The following is a 15,357-nucleotide window of genomic DNA, read 5'->3' as shown; positions in this document are numbered from 1 at the left end:
CCCGACCCGGTCCCGCATACTGATACGCGCCCGCCACTCAGGGCGTACCTCAGCTAGGGTGCTGTGCATCATGCGTTTCGGGCTGCTTCTCCTTAGCTGCCGCGGCGAGGGCCTGTAGTCGTAGGCCGACCCCCTCCCCGCGGAGTTCGGTGTTGCGATCTTTCGCCCCGTCGGCCCCCCAGCGGACATACGAGGAGCCCTACGCATCATGACGAACCCGTCGAGCCCCGCAGCCAACGCCGTCGGCCGCCGCACCCCGGTCACCAACGCCACGCGACTGCAGCGCCCCTCCGGGATGCCGATCCACAAATACGGCCCCTACGAAGCCGTCGACATCCCCGACCGCACCTGGCCGGACAACCGCATCACCGCCGCGCCCCGCTGGCTGTCGACCGACCTGCGCGACGGCAACCAGGCCCTGATCGACCCGATGTCGCCGGCCCGCAAGCGCGAGATGTTCGACCTGCTGGTACGCATGGGCTACAAGGAGATCGAGGTCGGGTTCCCGTCCTCCGGCGAGACCGACTTCGCGTTCGTGCGCTCCATCATCGAAGAGGGCGCCATCCCGGAGGACGTCACCATCTCCGTGCTGACGCAGGCCCGCGAGGAGCTGATCGAGCGGACCGTGGAGTCGCTGCGCGGTGCCCACCGCGCCACCGTCCACCTGTACAACGCGACCGCCCCGACCTTCCGCCGGGTCGTCTTCCGCGGCTCGAAGGAGCAGGTCAAGCAGATCGCGGTGGACGGCACGCGGCTGGTGATGGAGTACGCCGACAAGCTGCTGGGCGACGAGACGATCTTCGGCTACCAGTACTCGCCGGAGATCTTCACCGACACCGAGCTGGACTTCGCGCTGGAGGTCTGCGAGGGCGTCATGGACGTCTGGCAGCCGGAGGAGGGGCGCGAGATCATCCTCAACCTGCCCGCCACCGTGGAGCGTTCCACGCCGTCGACGCACGCCGACCGCTTCGAGTGGATGTCGCGCAACCTCTCCCGCCGCGAGCACATCTGCCTGTCGGTGCACCCGCACAACGACCGCGGTACGGCCGTGGCCGCCGCCGAGCTGGCGATCATGGCGGGCGCCGACCGCATCGAGGGCTGCCTGTTCGGCCAGGGCGAGCGCACCGGCAACGTCGACCTGGTGACGCTGGGCATGAACCTGTTCTCCCAGGGCGTCGACCCGCAGATCGACTTCTCGCAGATCGACGAGATCCGCCGGACGAGCGAGTACTGCAACCAGATGGAGGTCCACCCGCGCCACCCCTACGCGGGCGACCTGGTCTACACCGCCTTCTCCGGCTCCCACCAGGACGCCATCAAGAAGGGCTTCGACGCCATGGAGGCCGAGGCGGCGGCCGCCGGCAAGACCGTGGACGACATCGAGTGGGCGGTGCCGTACCTGCCCATCGACCCCAAGGACGTCGGCCGCTCCTACGAGGCCGTCATCCGCGTCAACTCCCAGTCCGGCAAGGGCGGTATCGCCTACGTCCTGAAGAACGACCACAAGCTGGACCTGCCGCGCCGGATGCAGATCGAGTTCTCACGGATCATCCAGGAGAAGACCGACGCCGAGGGCGGCGAGGTCACCCCGGCCGCCATCTGGTCCGTCTTCCAGGACGAGTACCTGCCCAACCCCGGCAACCCGTGGGGCCGCATCCAGGTCAAGAACGGCCAGAGCACCACCGACCGCGACGGCGTCGACGCGCTCACCGTCGAGGCGGTCGTCGACGGTGAGGACACCGTCCTGACGGGCTCCGGCAACGGTCCGATCTCCGCGTTCTTCGACGCCCTGCAGGGCATCGGCGTCGACGTACGCCTGCTGGACTACCAGGAGCACACCATGAGCGAGGGCGCCTCCGCGCAGGCCGCCTCGTACATCGAGTGCGCGATCGGCGACAAGGTGCTGTGGGGCATCGGCATCGACCCGAACACCACGCGCGCCTCGCTGAAGGCGGTCGTCTCCGCGGTCAACCGCGCGGGTCGCTGACCCGGACGCAGATCGTTCCCGGCGCCCCCGTGGCTCACGCCGAGCCACGGGGGCGCCGTCGTGCGCCCGGGCCACCTGAAGGTGGGGTTTGAGAATCCACCCCGATTACTCTGCGTAGCTGGCCAGTACTTTCGGTGCTGCGCCCGTCGGAACCGGCCGCGGCGCGGACACCAAGGACGTGCACATGAGCAGATCACGCATGCCGGTCGTGGCCCGGCTGGCGCTGGCCGGGGCCGCCGCCCTCGCGGTGGTGGGCTCCTGCCTCACCCCGGCCTCCGGGGCGCCGGCCGCCGCGGCCGACCGCCCCACCTACGTCGCACTCGGCGACTCCTACAGCGCGGGCTCGTTCGTTCGCCCCTGGGACGACAGCGACGGCTGCGGCCGCTCCTACCGCAACTACCCCCATCAGGTCGCCGAGCGGCTCCACTACGAGCTGACGGACGTCACCTGCGGGGCGGCGGAGGTGGTCGAGGGGATCCTGGAGCCCCAGCCCTCCCACAAGGTCCTCGGGCCGCCGACGACCCCGCCACCGGGCGGCTGGGACGCCATCGCCCCGCAGGTCGACGCACTGTCCGACGACCCCGACTACGTCACCGTCAGCATCGGCGGCAACTCCCTCGGCTTCGGGCCCATCATGACCAAGTGCCTTGAACTGGGCGCTTTCGCGCCGGTGTGGAAGCCCAGGCCCTGCACCGACTACTACACCGACGGCGGGGGCGGGGCGGAGTGGCTGGACGGGCAGTTCGCCCGGCTCGATGCCGACTTCGACCGGATGATGACGAGGATCCGTGCGGCCGCGCCGCATGCGAAGATCGCCGTCGTCGGATATCCGGCGGTCGTCGCGGACCCCTCCGGCTGCCGTTACGGGCACTGGAACCAGCTCGGCAGCATCAGAAAGGGCGACATGCCCTGGGTGGACGAGCTCGAACGCGACCTCAACGGCCTGCTGAAGAAGCAGGCGGACAACCACGGCACCGCCTACGTCGACACCTACGGCTCCAGCGCGGCCCACGGCGTGTGCGAGAGCGGCGACGCGAAGTGGATGTACGGGATCAAGGACGACCTCACGGGTGACGGTGACCAGACCGACCCGCCCGCGGGCCTGTGCCGCCAGATCCCCGGCGCCGGAGAGAGCTGCACCCTCGTCCACCCCAACGCCCGTGGCCTGGACAACCAGGCGCGCGAGGTGACCGAGGCGCTCAGGGGACCGTCCTCGAGAAGCTGACGCGGCCCCGCTCCGCGCCGCGTCAAGGGGCTCCGCCCTTCTCCCCCGCAAGGGCGGAGCCCGCCCCCCTCCCGTCAGTTGTCCGATACGAGGTGCTGACGCCGCATCACTGATGTGGCTAACATCACGTCCAATAGGCGACGGGGCCGCAGCGGCATGGAGGCTGGCGTGATGCACAAGATGTGTGTGATGGGCGTGCGCACGTCCTGGCGTACCGTCGCCGACGGCGAGTTCTTCTGCCCGGACTGCGGCGGGGACCGCAACTACCTGCGCCGCACCGGTCAGCGCCGCCTGACCGTCCTGGGCGTTCCGGTGCTCTCCCGCGGCGCCACCGGCCCCGTCCTGGAGTGCTCCGCCTGCCACGGCCACTTCGGCCTGGACGCCCTGGACCACCCCACCACCGTCCGGTTTTCCGCGATGCTCCGCGACGCCGTCCACACCATCACCCTCGCCCTGCTGGCCGCCGGCGGTACGTCCTCGCGCGCCGTGCGGGCCACCGCCGTCGACACGGTCCGCGCGGCCGGTTTCGCGGACTGCTCCGAGGACCAGCTGCTCACCCTCCTCGCCGCCCTCGCCGCCGACACCGGCCTGCCCCCGAGATCCTCGGCCGCGCTCACCGCGGGCCACTGCGGCCACCACGGCCTCGACCCCTGCGGCACCGCGCTGGCCATAGAGCTCCATGAGTCCCTGGAGCCGCTCGCCCCGCACCTCGCCCGCACCGGCCGCGAGTCGCTGCTGCTGCAAGGCGCCAGGATCGCCCTCGCCGACGGCTCCTACACCCCCGCCGAACGCGAGGCGCTCACCACGGTCGGCAGCGCGCTGATGCTCCGGCCGGGCGACACCCACCGCCTGCTGGCGGCCGCCCGTACGCCCTCCTGAGGGCCCCAAGTACGCCCTCCCGACATGCGCGACGCCCCGGCGCGGCCGACACCCCCGCGGCGGCCCGAGGCCCACGCAGACCGACGCCCCGCCACCCGGAAGGTGGCGGGGCGTCGGCCGTACGCGTCGCGCAACGGCGTCAGACGGCGCCCGACATCAAGACGCGGCCGGCGTCAGACGGATCGGCAGGCGGCGCAGCCCGGTCGTGATGAACCCGGCCGACGGCTCCAACTCCTCCTCGGGCACCGCCAGTTCGAGATCCGGGAACCGGTCGAAGAGCGCCGGAAGGGCGAGCCGCGTCTCCATCCGGGCCAGCGGGGCGCCCAGGCAGTGGTGGACACCGTGGCCGAAGCTGAGGTGCTCCACGTTGGGGCGCCGGACGGAGAACTCGCCCGCGGTGGGGCCGTGCTGCTCGGGGTCGCGCCCGCCCCCGACGAACGACGGCAGGATCGCGTCGCCCTTGCGGATGGTGGGGCCGTCCGGGATCTCGATGTCCTCGACGGCGAAGCGCAGCGGCAGATTGGCGACGCTGGGGGACCAGCGGAGGGTCTCCTCGATGACGTCGTTCCAGGAGGCCTGCCCGGCGCGCACCTGCTTGAGCTGCTCGGGGTGCGTGAGCAGATTGTGCACCGCGTTGCCGATGAGGTTGACGGTGGTCTCGTGCCCGGCGACCAGGACGAGCAGCAGTGTGTCCAGCAGCTCCTGCTCGCTCATCTTCTGGCCGTCCTCGTCCCGCGAGGTGACCAGCAGGCTGGTCAGGTCCTCGGCGGGCTGCCGGCGCTTGAGCGCGACCAGGCCGCGCAGCAGCTCATGGGTGGCCATCAGCGTCTTCCCGGCCTCTTCCGGGTCGACGCTGGTCATGATGATCTCGGCGAGCCGGGCCAGCTCCGTGCGGGTGTCGTCGCTCGGGATGCCGAACAGCTCGCAGATGACCTGCATGGGCAGCGGGTGCGCGAAGCCCGCGCGCAGGTCGGTGACCGAGCCGGCCGGGGCCGCCGCGAGGTCCTCGATCAGGGCCGCGGTGATCCGCTCGACCGACGGCTGCATGGCCTCGGTGCGGCGGGCGGTGAAGGCCGGCGCGATGAGCTTGCGCAGCCGCCGGTGGTCCTCGCCGTACGCGGTGAACATGTTGGTGACGCCGACCCACGTCGCCAGCCAGCCGTCCTGGTACTCGCCGCGCTGCCAGGCGGGCCAGTGTTTGCGGGGGTCCTTGGAGACGCGCGGATCGGTCAGCAGCTGCTTGATGAGGGCGTGGCTGGTGATCGACCAGGCCTCCGGGCCCTGGGGGATCTGGACGCGGGTGACCGGCCCTAGCCGACGGAGGCGCTCGGCCTCGGCGTAGACGTCGGATCCGGAGGGGTCGAGGGCGACGAGCTGTTGTCCCATGGGGTGGCTCCTGCCTGATCGGGGGTGATGGGAGTGAAGCGGGCCGGGAGAGCGGTCAGGGCCCGTTGGAAGGCGCCGGGGCGCCAGCTCAACTCCTCTACGGGAACGGCGAGTTCAATGTCGGAGAGCCATGCGGTGAGACGTTCGATCGCGGTGGTGGCGATCACCAGCGCATGCCGCGGCACCGGGCAGGCATGGGGGCCGGACGCCCAGGTCAGATGCGCGCCGCTGCCCGAGCCGCTGTCCAGGGAGACCTCCCCGAACTGGGTGTTGGCCGCCGCGTAGGAGACCAGCACCAGCTGGCCCTTGCGCACCCACGTGCCGTGGAAGAACACGTCGCGGCGGGCGTAGTGCGCGGAGTACTGGCCCATCGGCGGGTCGTTCCACAGCACTTGGTTGATGGCGTCCTGCACGGTCAGCGCGCCACCGGACAGGGTGCTGTAGTAGCGGTCGTCGGAGAGCATCCGCGACAGCGCGTTGGCGATGAGGTTGGCCAGCGGCTCGTTGCCCGCGGCCATCGTCACCACGATCTGCGCGATGACCTCCTCGTCGCTCAGACCGTTGGGGTGGTCCAGGAACCAGGACGTCAGGTCCGCGCCGCGCTGCGCCTTCTTCCGGCCCACCAGCTCCATGATGTACGCCGAGAACGCCGCGTCGGCGGCCGCCGCCTCCTCCGGCGTGGCACCGTCCATCAGCCCGCCGATGGCCGCGATCAGCTGGTCGCCGTACTCGTCGGGCATACCGAAGAGGCTGTTGAACATCAGCAGGGGCAGCTGCTGGGCGTAGGCGGACATCAGATCCACCTCGCCCGTCGCGCCGAACTTCTGGATCAGGGAGTCCGCGGCCTTGCGGACCCGCGCCCGCAGCTCCTGCGGCTCGACGAGCCGGAAGCTGTCGGTGATCACCTGGCGGTAGCGGCGGTGCACCTCCCCGTCGTTGAACAGGGCGTTGGGCCGCCAGCCCAGCATCGGCATGACCGCCGTGTCGGGCGGCACCGTCTCCATCCAGGCCCGGGAGTCCTTGGACCAGGTGGTCTCGTCGTTCAGCAGGTCGAGCGCGGCCCGGTAGTCGATGACCAGCATCGCGGTCACGCCGGTGGCGATCTCCACCGGGGCCAGGGCGCCGTACTGCCGCAGATAGGCGTAGTAGCGGTGCGGGTCGGCGGCGAACTCCGGGTCGTACAGCCTGACGAGCGAGTGGCCTTCGACCTGGTCCAGCGGATGGCCGCCCGGTGCGGGGGCGCCCTGGGCGAGGGCGTCCGCCGGCCCGGCGGCCACTCCGCCCTGGGCGTGGGCGGGGCAGCCGGGTGGTGGGGTGGCACCCGGCTCGTACGGGGAAGTCACGAGGTCTGGTTCTCCTGGGGCGTGTGGGCGAGAACGTGCCCGACGAGCGCGATCAGCGCATCGACGGACTGGTCCCGGTCGCGGGCGTCGCACATCACCAGCGGCGTATCGGGGTGCAGGTCGAGGGCTTCGCGGAGCTGCGGCACGTCGTAGTGCGGCGCGTCGGGGAAGGTGTTGACCGCGACCGCGTAGCGCAGGCCCGCCTCCTCGATGATGTCCATCACCTCGAAGGAGTCCGCGAGGCGACGGGTGTCGGCGAGGACGAGCGCGCCCAGCGCGCCGCGGGCGATGTCCTGCCACAGCGGGCGGAATCGTTTCTGTCCGGGGGTGCCGAACAGGTACAGCACCAGATCACCGGGCAGGGTGAGCCGCCCGAAGTCGATGGCGACGGTGGTCGTGGTCTTCTCCCGCACACCGGCGAGGTTGTCGACGAACGCACCGGACTGCGTCATCACCTCCTCGGTGTGCAGCGGCGGGGTCTCCGAGAGCGCACGGATGAGCGTGGTCTTCCCGACCCCGAACGGCCCCGCGACCAGGAGCTTGACCAGCGTCTGGTCGGCTCCCGAGAGGTACATGCCGTCGGTGGCGGCTGCGTTGCTAGGACTTGAGAGAGCGGAGTCCATCGAGAACCCTCTCCAGGATCTGCCGGTCGAATTGCTCGGCTTCGGGGATGGGGACACGGGCGTGCAGCCGCCCGGCATCGACGAGGTCGGCGACCAGTACCTTCACCACGCTGACGGGCAGCTGAAGGTGGGCGGCGACCTCCGCCAGAGACAGCGCCCCGGGCTGCAGCAGCTCCAGGATGCGGTGCTCTTCCGGGCGTACCTCACTGGTGATCGGCATCCCCGCGCTGTGCAGCAGGGTGAGCCGGTCCAACGTGTTACGGCTGGGCTGGGCGCGTCCGCCGGTCGCAAGATAGGCCGGTACGAGGCGCCGTCCGCTGCTCTGGCGCGGCGTCATGCCGGCGTACCGAGGTCCCGAGCCGGGCTGTTCATGACCTTGCTGCCCAGGGTCGTGACCTGGATCTGCATGTGGTGCGCGACGACGCCCATGTTCACCTCCGGGCCGCAGAAGACGGCCAGGCAGGTGTTCTCGCCGGCCGGTATCGCGAAGACGAAGCCCTCGTCGGACTCGATGACGGTCTGCCGCAGCCTGGCGTCGTCCTTGCCGGCGAACGCCGCGGTGACGGCGCGGCCGGCGCCCTGCAGCGCGGACATCATCGCGGCGACACCCTCGGCGGAATCCCGGGTCAGGCCCGGTGAGGCGCCCTCGATGAAGCCGTCGCCGGAGATCACGGCTGCGTGGATAACATGCGGCAGCTCCAAGAGGGGGGCCAGCACCCAGGACTTGTCCTCGGTGACGCGGCGGCGGGTCGGGCTGTTCATGGCTGGACGTTCCCTTCGGGACTGCGAGGGGCTTCTGACTGGGCTGCCGCGCGGCCGGACTCGGTGCCCTGCTGGAGCGCGGCCCAACGAGAGCCGGTCTCCTCCGGGGAACGTTCGTGGACGGGCTCGGTGCGCGGCAGACTCTGTTCCTGCTCGGCCACCGGCTGCCGGCGGCGCCTGCGCGGCAGCCCGCCCTCGGCGGAGGCCGCCGCGGCGTCGGGCTGTGCGGGCACGCCGTGTGCCGGAGCGGCCGGCGCGGGGGTGTGCGGTGTGGGGGGAGTGGGGGCGGCGGCTCCGGTCGGGAGTACGGCGGGCCGCTCGGACGCGCCGGAACGGCGCGGCATCGGAGCCATCACGGACATGGGCTGGGCGCTCTCGTCGAGGACGGTGAGGAGGGGGTCACCCGGGATGTAGACGACGGCCCGCACGCCGCCGTACGGCGAGGACTCGATGTGCACGCCGAAGCCGTACTGGCGCACCAGCTGGCCGGCCGCCGCGAAACCGGACCGCGGCGGGTCGCCGAGCTGGGTCAGCAGCAGGTCCGTGTCGCTCGCGAGGAGCTCCATCGCGGCCTTGACCTCGTCGTCGTGCATACCGACGCCGTAGTCGTCGATGATGACCGACGCACCGCGGTTGCCCTGCTGCAGCGTGACGGTGACGGGCAGCTCCCGGTGGGAGTGGTGCAGCGCGTTGGCGAGCAGCTCGGTGACGGTGATCGCGATCGGCTCGACGGCCCGGGCGACCACCGCGACGGGGTCGCGCAGCTGGTTGCTGACCTGTACGCGCTCGTAGCCGCGCAGCCGCGAGGCGGCGCCGACCACCAGCTCGGAGAGGTAGGAGTCCTCCCGGGTCAGGCCCGGCCAGGCGCCGCACACCACACCGGTGGCCTGGATGCGCCGCAGCGCCTGCTCGTTGAGGAAGTCGGCGGCCAGCAGGTCCTGGGCGACGGACGGGTCGTCGTAGCGGTGCTGCATGTCCTGAAGCGCCGTCTGGAGGCGGTAGAGCAGCGCCTGGATCGTCGTGGTCGCGCCCCGCAGCGTGGACTGCGCCGCCGCGTCGACCCGGGACCGCTCCTTGGTGATGGCCTCGCCGACCTGCTCCAGCACGGCGCTGAGCGCCTGGTCGGTCTCGGACCCCGCGAACCGGGCGTCCAGCAACCCGCGTACGGGCACGTGCGGGTGGGCCAGCGCCATCGTCAGGTCGGGCAGCCTGGTCCCGGCCAGGTGCCGGATCTCGGCCTCGGTGGCGCGCAGCCGGGCCGAGAGCTCCGTATTGCCGTGGAGCGTGGCGCTGTTCTGTTCCTCAGCGGCGGTGAGACGGGCCGTCAGGGCCTTGCGCTGTCCGCTGGCCCGGATCGTGAGCGCCGCCAGGACCACGGCGGCGGCCGTACCTGCGCTGAGGCACCACAACAGCGCCTCCGGTATGGATGTCATCGAGATCCTCTATATGGGGACTGAGGGGGGCGGCCGGCCATCACGGCTTCGTGGTGCCGATCATCACGGGATGCTACCGGGGAGTTGACGAGCCGTAAGGGCCGATCGCGGGGGGTGACTGAGAAGTGCGGAAGGTCACGTTCCGCCCGTGTATGCCCTGGACCATAACGTGATGTGGCCCTGTCATCCAGGAGAGATGGCAGGGCCCTTGTGCTCTTGTTGTGACGGCTTGGTGAAAGCCGGTCAGGCGCCTTTGAACTGCGCGTTCTTGACGGCGCCGATGAAAGCGGACCATGCGGGCGCCGGAAACGCGATGGCCGGCCCGTGCGGATTCTTGCTGTCACGGACGGGGATGAGGCCGGGGATGTCGTCGGCTACCTCGATACAGCTACCGCCGTTGGTGTCGCTGTAGCTGCTCTTGCGCCAGCAGGCCGTGCTCAGGTCGTGGTCTCGCATCGTCTGTAGTCCTCAGCGGCCGATTCGATCAGGGCTAGGGACGCGTCGGGTGAAAGCGCGGCGGCCCTCGCCAGATCGTAGCTCTCCTGTACGTGCCTCACTACGGCCGGTTCGTCCAGCAGATTGCCCGAATACACGCCCTCTGTATAGGCGGTTGGCGGGGCATCCTCGAATTCCAGGAGGGTCACCATCTTGCCGATGATGGAAAACGCGCCAGCCGAGAACGGGAGGATCTGCACCAGGATCTTCCGCTCGCGCCCAAGTCGCGCGATGTGCTCCAGCTGCTCAGTCATGGCGGCCATGCCGCCCACCGGCACCCGCAGTACCGCCTCGTGCAGAACAGCCCAATACATGGGACGAGCTGTGTCCTTGAGGATGGCCGCCCGGTCGAGCCGGGCGCGGACCTTGTCTTCGATGTACTCGTCTGCGGCCAGCGGGTTGCCTGCGAGCATCAGCGCCCGTGCATAGGTCGGCGTTTGCAGCAGCCCCGGCACGATCATCGACTCGAAGTCGCAGATCTTGGTCGCCAACCGCTCCAGATCCGCCGCTGCCGCGAAGTAGTGCGGATACCGCTTGTCGTCGATCAGCTTGCGCCAGGCCCGCTCGAAAAAGCCGTCGGTTTGCAGCACCTCGTCGATCCGGATCGCCACATCCAGCTGGGGCTTGCGGATCGCCTGCTCGAACTGGCCGATGTAGCCGCCGGAGACGAACACCCGCCGCCCCAGTTCGCCCTGCGTCAGTCCGGCGAGCTCGCGGCGGTACTTGAGCTCCGCGCCCCAGTGCTCCCATGCCGCCATGCGTGAGCCATTGGCCATGGCTGACTCCCTCTAACTCCCACCGTGTGCACGGCAGTTGTAGTGCCGATCCCGTGCCGATCCCCTTGCGCAGCGTAGTTCCGCAGCGTCACGCTCTGCATGCAAAACGTGAACAACCCTGCGAAAAAAGGCGGACGATCATGAAGCACCTCAAGGAAGTCGATGCCGTGACGACGGAACTGCGCGAGGCCCTCGCCGGCGCGGGGGTCGTCCTGCCGTCGCTGCGCCCCGACCCCGTCTCCATCGCGCACCGCTACAACCCGCCGCTCGTCGAGCTGGGCCGCTGCTCGATGGAGGTCGCCCGGCAGCTGACCGCGGCGCTGGTGCGGCAGTCACGGGGGGAGCGGCCCTAGACCTACCCGGACGGCGGCCTTCCGCCGGGTGAGCAGCGGGGACACGTGTGGAAGCTACGAGAGCAAGGAGCGACCGCATGGCGAAGAACCCCGTCGTACGCCCGAAAGGCGACGGCGACGCATTCTGGCTGATGAACGGCCTGTATGAGGTCAAGGCGTCCGGTGACGAGACCAACGGCGAGATGACCGTCATGGAGATGACCATTCCGGAGGGAGGAGGCCCACCGCCTCACACCCACCCCGGAACCGAGAGCGTCTACGTCGTCGAGGGAACGCTGCGCTATCACATCGGCAACGAGACGTTCGAAGGCGGCCCCGGGTCGTTCTTCCACATCCCCGCGGGGACGCTGGAGCGATTCGAACCCACGAGCACGGTCCGCATGGTGATCACCTACACGCCGGGCGGTATCGACAAGTTCTTCGCCGAAGCCGGTGAACCGGCCCAGCGACGCGAGCTGCCACCGCCGTCGGCCACGGCCCAGGACATCGAGCGCATGGTGGAGGTCGGCCGGCGGCACGGCATCGACATGAGGCCCCTGCACCTGGCCTAGGGCGGGCCGGTCCTAGGCCGCCCGACGGAGACCCCACCGGCCTCCTCCCCACCACCCACCTACGGGAGGGGCCGCACCGCAGGACGGAGTCCGGAGGAGCGGCCCCGCGGCCGAACAGCCCCGCGCAGCGGCAACCAGCCCGCCGCAGGCGCAACGGCGACAAACCCCCACGGCGGGAAAGCCGACCACGTGGGAAGCGGCCAAGCGCAGCGGAACGCGCAACGGCGACAAACCACCACGGCCCCGCAGCCGCCCACGTGGGCGGTCCCGCCATGCGGAACAATGGCCGCATGAGTCTGTTCCGCGACGACGGCATCGTGCTGCGCACCCAGAAGCTGGGTGAGGCGGACCGGATCATCACGCTGCTCACCCGGGGCCACGGCCGGGTCCGGGCGGTGGCCCGTGGCGTACGGCGCACGAAGTCGAAGTTCGGGGCGCGGCTGGAGCCGTTCTCGCATGTGGACGTGCAGTTCTACGCCCGCGGCAGCGAGCTGATCGGCCGCGGCCTGCCGCTGTGCACACAGAGCGAGACCATCGCCGCGTACGGTGGCGGGATCGTCACCGACTACGCCCGCTACACCGCCGGCACGGCCATGCTGGAGACCGCCGAGCGGTTCACCGACCACGAGGGCGAGCCGGCCGTACAGCAGTACCTGCTGCTGGTCGGCGGCCTGCGGACGCTCTCGCGCGGCGAGCACGCCCCGCACCTCGTCCTGGACGCCTTCCTGCTGCGCTCGCTCGCCGTCAACGGCTACGCGCCGAGTTTCGACAGCTGTGCGCGGTGCGGGCTGCCCGGTCCCAACCGGTTCTTCTCCGTGGCGTCGGGCGGAGTGATATGCGGCGACTGCCGGGTCCCCGGAAGCGTCGTACCCTCCTCAGAGGCCATCGGACTCCTCAGCGCGCTGCTGACCGGCGACTGGGAGACCGCGGACGCCTGCGAGGCCCGGCACGCCCGGGAGGGCAGCGGGCTGGTCACGGCGTATCTGCACTGGCATCTGGAGCGGGGCCTGCGCTCCCTCCGGTACGTAGAGCAGTAACGCACAAGCACACAGCGCATCACCAACGCATCACCTGACGAACCCCCGAAGCGACACATAGGAGACGTGGGCCGCATGGCACGACGCGGGATTCTGGGCCGTAATCGGCGCGAGTACGAGACGCCCGAGCCGCACCCTTCCGGTGCGCGGCCGCCGAAGATCCCCAGTGATCTGGTCCCGAACCATGTGGCCGTCGTCATGGACGGCAACGGCCGGTGGGCCAAGGAGCGCGGGCTGCCGCGCACCGAGGGCCACAAGGTCGGCGAGGGCGTCGTCCTGGACGTGCTCAAGGGCTGCATCGAGATGGGCGTGAAGAACCTCTCGCTCTACGCCTTCTCGACGGAGAACTGGAAGCGGTCGCCCGACGAGGTCAAGTTCCTGATGAACTTCAACCGGGACGTGATCCGGCGCCGGCGCGACGAGATGGACGCGCTGGGCATCCGCATCCGCTGGGTCGGGCGGATGCCGAAGCTGTGGAAGTCCGTGGTGCAGGAGCTCCAGATCGCCCAGGAGCAGACCAAGAACAATGACGCGATGACGCTGTATTTCTGCGTGAATTACGGCGGTCGGGCGGAGATCGCGGACGCGGCGGCGGCCATCGCGGCGGATGTGCGGGCCGGGAAGCTGGACCCGTCGAAGGTCAACGAGAAGACCGTCGCGAAGTACATGTACTACCCGGACATGCCGGACGTGGACCTCTTCGTGCGGCCGTCCGGCGAGCAGCGGACCTCGAACTACCTGATCTGGCAGAGCGCGTACGCCGAGATGGTGTTCCAGGACATTCTGTGGCCGGACTTCGACCGCCGGAACCTGTGGGACGCGTGCCTGGAGTACGCCAAGCGGGACCGCCGCTTCGGGGCGGCGCCGGCGCCGGACGGCCACCCGGCCACGTAAGGCAGCGCGACCACGACACGGGCCGCCCCCTTGAGCCTGAAGGGGGCGGCCCGTGTGCGTCGGTCCTGGCGTGACGCCGAATCCGGCGTTACTTCTCCTCGGCGGCCCGCTCGGCGCACTCGCCGCACGTCCCGAAGATCTCGATGGTGTGCGCCACGTCCCGGAAGCCGTGCTCCGCGGCGATCTGGTCGGCCCACTTCTCCACCGCGGGGCCCTCGACCTCGACGGCCTTGCCGCAGGACCGGCACACCAGGTGGTGGTGGTGATCGTCGGTGCTGCACCGGCGGTAGACGGCCTCGCCGTCGCTGGTGCGCAGCACGTCGACCTCGCCGGCGTCGGCGAGGGACTGCAGAGTGCGGTAGACGGTGGTCAGCCCGACCGAGTCACCGCGGTGCTTGAGCATGTCGTGCAGTTCCTGTGCACTGCGGAACTCGTCCACCTCGTCGAGTGCGGCGGACACCGCGGTCCGCTGCCGCGTCGACCGGCCGCGTACCGGAGATCCCGCGCTCGTCGCCACCGTTGCCTCCCTAGGACGTCAGGGACCTCTCCCTGCACATGCGTCCCGCCATTGTGCCAGGTGATGCCCGGATCCCCGGTGGGACGCTTACACCTGCGCGGACATCTCCCGTACTCCTGGGGGCACATCTGCACGTACCCCTTTACGTATATCTATGCGCCGACTCGTGCGGGCTTAGGCGGCGCTATCCGGCCACCTTCACGTCGTCCGCGGCGGTGCGGCCGCCGGGTACCTCCAGGGTGCACCCCGCACCGGGCTGTGCGGCAGCCCTGGCGCGCCTTTTCGTCAGCGGCCCGGCGAGCGCGGTGAAGACGACGAACAGGCCGATGGCGAGGAGCACGATCGTCGCGCCGGACGGCACGTCGACGTAGTACGAGGTGGTGGTGCCCGTAAGAGTGACCGCCACACCGATGGCCACGGCCACCGTGAAGGTGACCGCGAAGCTGCGGCTGATCTGCTGCGCGGCCGCGACCGGGATCACCATCAGGGCGCTGACCAGCAGCAGGCCGACCACGCGCATGGCGACGGTGACGGTGACCGCGGCGGTCACGGCGATCAGGAGGTTCAGCAGCCGCACCGGCAGGCCGGTCACCCGGGCGAACTCCTCGTCCTGGCAGACGGCGAACAGCTGGCGGCGCAGGCCGACGGTGACCGCCAGCACCAGTGCGGCGAGCACACAGATCGTCGTCATGTCCTGCGGCGAGACGGTGGTGATCGAGCCGAAGAGGTAGGTGCCGAAGTTGGCGTTGGAGCCGGCGTCGGACAGGCTCATCAGCATCACGCCGCCCGCCATGCCGCCGTAGAACAGCATGGCCAGCGCGAGGTCGCCGCGGGTCCTGCCGTACCAGCGGATCAGCTCCATGACGACGGAGCCGGTGACGGCGACGGCGGTGGCGACCCAGACGGGGCTCTGGTTGAGCAGGAAGCCGAGGCCGACGCCGGTCAGCGCGACATGGCCGATGCCGTCGCCCATCAGGGCCTGGCGGCGCTGGACGAGGTAGATGCCGATGGCGGGGGCGGTGACGCCGACGATCAGGGCGGCGATCAGAGCCCGCTGCATGAAGGGGTAGCTGAGGATTTCCATGGCGATACAGCC

At 70.2% G+C, this 15,357-nt stretch carries 17 protein-coding genes; 7 read left to right on the top strand and 10 right to left on the bottom strand.

What is annotated here, in order from left to right; all coding sequences use genetic code 11:
* Window positions 1-208 precede the first annotated feature (208 nt).
* The 3 genes from leuA (at window position 209) to AC0680_RS35090 (ending at window position 4,091) form a co-directional block, all read left to right on the top strand.
* Window positions 209-1,987, top strand: a complete 1,779-nt coding sequence (gene leuA, locus AC0680_RS35100) for a 2-isopropylmalate synthase (protein WP_478637003.1) — start codon at window positions 209-211, stop codon at window positions 1,985-1,987.
* A 184-nt stretch (window positions 1,988-2,171) separates the two neighbouring features.
* Window positions 2,172-3,212, top strand: a complete 1,041-nt coding sequence (locus AC0680_RS35095; protein WP_478637002.1) for an SGNH/GDSL hydrolase family protein — start codon at window positions 2,172-2,174, stop codon at window positions 3,210-3,212.
* A 171-nt stretch (window positions 3,213-3,383) separates the two neighbouring features.
* Window positions 3,384-4,091, top strand: a complete 708-nt coding sequence (locus AC0680_RS35090) for a TerB family tellurite resistance protein (RefSeq protein WP_478637048.1) — start codon at window positions 3,384-3,386, stop codon at window positions 4,089-4,091.
* Window positions 4,092-4,247: 156 nt separating this feature from the next.
* On the opposite strand, the gene AC0680_RS35085 is transcribed toward AC0680_RS35090, so the two are convergent.
* The 8 genes from AC0680_RS35085 to AC0680_RS35050 all read right to left on the bottom strand — a co-directional run bounded on the left by AC0680_RS35085 (window position 4,248) and on the right by AC0680_RS35050 (window position 10,909).
* Window positions 4,248-5,477, bottom strand: a complete 1,230-nt coding sequence (locus AC0680_RS35085; RefSeq protein WP_478637000.1) for a cytochrome P450 family protein — start codon at window positions 5,475-5,477, stop codon at window positions 4,248-4,250.
* Window positions 5,402-6,820 (bottom strand): cytochrome P450 family protein, encoded by a 1,419-nt coding sequence (locus AC0680_RS35080; RefSeq protein ID WP_478636998.1) that lies wholly within the window; start codon window positions 6,818-6,820, stop codon window positions 5,402-5,404. Before AC0680_RS35080 ends, AC0680_RS35085 begins: the two co-directional genes overlap by 76 nt.
* Window positions 6,817-7,395 carry a GTP-binding protein gene (locus tag AC0680_RS35075; RefSeq protein ID WP_478636996.1) on the bottom strand — a complete coding sequence of 193 codons (579 nt, stop codon included), beginning with the start codon at window positions 7,393-7,395 and terminating at the stop codon, window positions 6,817-6,819. Before AC0680_RS35075 ends, AC0680_RS35080 begins: the two co-directional genes overlap by 4 nt.
* A gap of 22 nt (window positions 7,396-7,417) precedes the next feature.
* Window positions 7,418-7,780 carry a DUF742 domain-containing protein gene (locus tag AC0680_RS35070; RefSeq protein ID WP_384426915.1) on the bottom strand — a complete coding sequence of 121 codons (363 nt, stop codon included), beginning with the start codon at window positions 7,778-7,780 and terminating at the stop codon, window positions 7,418-7,420.
* Entirely contained in the window at window positions 7,777-8,205 is a 429-nt protein-coding gene (locus AC0680_RS35065; protein WP_384426917.1) for a roadblock/LC7 domain-containing protein, read from the bottom strand. The genes AC0680_RS35070 and AC0680_RS35065 overlap by 4 nt, the downstream gene beginning before the upstream one ends.
* Window positions 8,202-9,638, bottom strand: coding sequence for a sensor histidine kinase (locus tag AC0680_RS35060; RefSeq protein WP_478636993.1), 1,437 nt, complete (start codon window positions 9,636-9,638; stop codon window positions 8,202-8,204). Before AC0680_RS35060 ends, AC0680_RS35065 begins: the two co-directional genes overlap by 4 nt.
* Before the next feature lie 243 nt (window positions 9,639-9,881).
* Window positions 9,882-10,094: a DUF397 domain-containing protein gene (locus AC0680_RS35055; protein WP_478636992.1), complete on the bottom strand. Its 213-nt coding sequence runs from the start codon at window positions 10,092-10,094 to the stop codon at window positions 9,882-9,884.
* The gene (locus AC0680_RS35050; RefSeq protein ID WP_478636991.1) at window positions 10,076-10,909 is read right to left on the bottom strand and encodes a helix-turn-helix domain-containing protein; all 834 of its coding nucleotides are present in this window, start codon (window positions 10,907-10,909) and stop codon (window positions 10,076-10,078) included. The genes AC0680_RS35055 and AC0680_RS35050 overlap by 19 nt, the downstream gene beginning before the upstream one ends.
* A 140-nt stretch (window positions 10,910-11,049) precedes the next feature.
* Here AC0680_RS35050 and AC0680_RS35045 point away from each other — a divergent pair, with 140 nt between their 5' ends.
* The 4 genes from AC0680_RS35045 (at window position 11,050) to AC0680_RS35030 (ending at window position 13,744) form a co-directional block, all read left to right on the top strand.
* Window positions 11,050-11,262: a hypothetical protein gene (locus AC0680_RS35045; RefSeq protein WP_478636989.1), complete on the top strand. Its 213-nt coding sequence runs from the start codon at window positions 11,050-11,052 to the stop codon at window positions 11,260-11,262.
* Between the two features lie 77 nt (window positions 11,263-11,339).
* Window positions 11,340-11,813: a cupin domain-containing protein gene (locus AC0680_RS35040; protein WP_478636988.1), complete on the top strand. Its 474-nt coding sequence runs from the start codon at window positions 11,340-11,342 to the stop codon at window positions 11,811-11,813.
* 290 nt (window positions 11,814-12,103) lie between these two features.
* Entirely contained in the window at window positions 12,104-12,850 is a 747-nt protein-coding gene (recO, locus tag AC0680_RS35035) for a DNA repair protein RecO (RefSeq protein WP_384426927.1), read from the top strand.
* Between the two features lie 75 nt (window positions 12,851-12,925).
* Window positions 12,926-13,744, top strand: a complete 819-nt coding sequence (locus tag AC0680_RS35030; protein WP_384426929.1) for an isoprenyl transferase — start codon at window positions 12,926-12,928, stop codon at window positions 13,742-13,744.
* Window positions 13,745-13,832: 88 nt separating this feature from the next.
* On the opposite strand, the gene AC0680_RS35025 is transcribed toward AC0680_RS35030, so the two are convergent.
* On the bottom strand, window positions 13,833-14,261 hold the full coding sequence (locus tag AC0680_RS35025) for a Fur family transcriptional regulator (RefSeq protein WP_384426931.1): 429 nt from the start codon (window positions 14,259-14,261) through the stop codon (window positions 13,833-13,835).
* A gap of 184 nt (window positions 14,262-14,445) precedes the next feature.
* Window positions 14,446-15,345: a metal ABC transporter permease gene (locus AC0680_RS35020; RefSeq protein WP_478636985.1), complete on the bottom strand. Its 900-nt coding sequence runs from the start codon at window positions 15,343-15,345 to the stop codon at window positions 14,446-14,448.
* Window positions 15,346-15,357 lie beyond the last annotated feature (12 nt).

The organism is Streptomyces sp. NPDC043738, assembly GCF_056436545.1.
The sequence above is the reverse complement of the archived record's forward strand: the minus strand, read 5'-3'. Positions and strand labels throughout refer to the sequence as shown.

Coding starts and splice junctions, on each gene's coding strand:
- AC0680_RS35095 (WP_478637002.1), top strand. CDS start 2,172: ATGAGCAGATCACGCATGCCGGTCGTGGCCCGGCTGGCGCTGGCCGGG.
- AC0680_RS35060 (WP_478636993.1), bottom strand. CDS start 9,638: ATGACATCCATACCGGAGGCGCTGTTGTGGTGCCTCAGCGCAGGTACG.
- AC0680_RS35040 (WP_478636988.1), top strand. CDS start 11,340: ATGGCGAAGAACCCCGTCGTACGCCCGAAAGGCGACGGCGACGCATTC.
- AC0680_RS35045 (WP_478636989.1), top strand. CDS start 11,050: ATGAAGCACCTCAAGGAAGTCGATGCCGTGACGACGGAACTGCGCGAG.
- leuA (WP_478637003.1), top strand. CDS start 209: ATGACGAACCCGTCGAGCCCCGCAGCCAACGCCGTCGGCCGCCGCACC.
- recO (WP_384426927.1), top strand. CDS start 12,104: ATGAGTCTGTTCCGCGACGACGGCATCGTGCTGCGCACCCAGAAGCTG.
- AC0680_RS35050 (WP_478636991.1), bottom strand. CDS start 10,909: ATGGCCAATGGCTCACGCATGGCGGCATGGGAGCACTGGGGCGCGGAG.
- AC0680_RS35070 (WP_384426915.1), bottom strand. CDS start 7,780: ATGACGCCGCGCCAGAGCAGCGGACGGCGCCTCGTACCGGCCTATCTT.
- AC0680_RS35085 (WP_478637000.1), bottom strand. CDS start 5,477: ATGGGACAACAGCTCGTCGCCCTCGACCCCTCCGGATCCGACGTCTAC.
- AC0680_RS35030 (WP_384426929.1), top strand. CDS start 12,926: ATGGCACGACGCGGGATTCTGGGCCGTAATCGGCGCGAGTACGAGACG.
- AC0680_RS35075 (WP_478636996.1), bottom strand. CDS start 7,395: ATGTACCTCTCGGGAGCCGACCAGACGCTGGTCAAGCTCCTGGTCGCG.
- AC0680_RS35065 (WP_384426917.1), bottom strand. CDS start 8,205: ATGAACAGCCCGACCCGCCGCCGCGTCACCGAGGACAAGTCCTGGGTG.
- AC0680_RS35020 (WP_478636985.1), bottom strand. CDS start 15,345: ATGGAAATCCTCAGCTACCCCTTCATGCAGCGGGCTCTGATCGCCGCC.
- AC0680_RS35090 (WP_478637048.1), top strand. CDS start 3,384: ATGCACAAGATGTGTGTGATGGGCGTGCGCACGTCCTGGCGTACCGTC.
- AC0680_RS35055 (WP_478636992.1), bottom strand. CDS start 10,094: ATGCGAGACCACGACCTGAGCACGGCCTGCTGGCGCAAGAGCAGCTAC.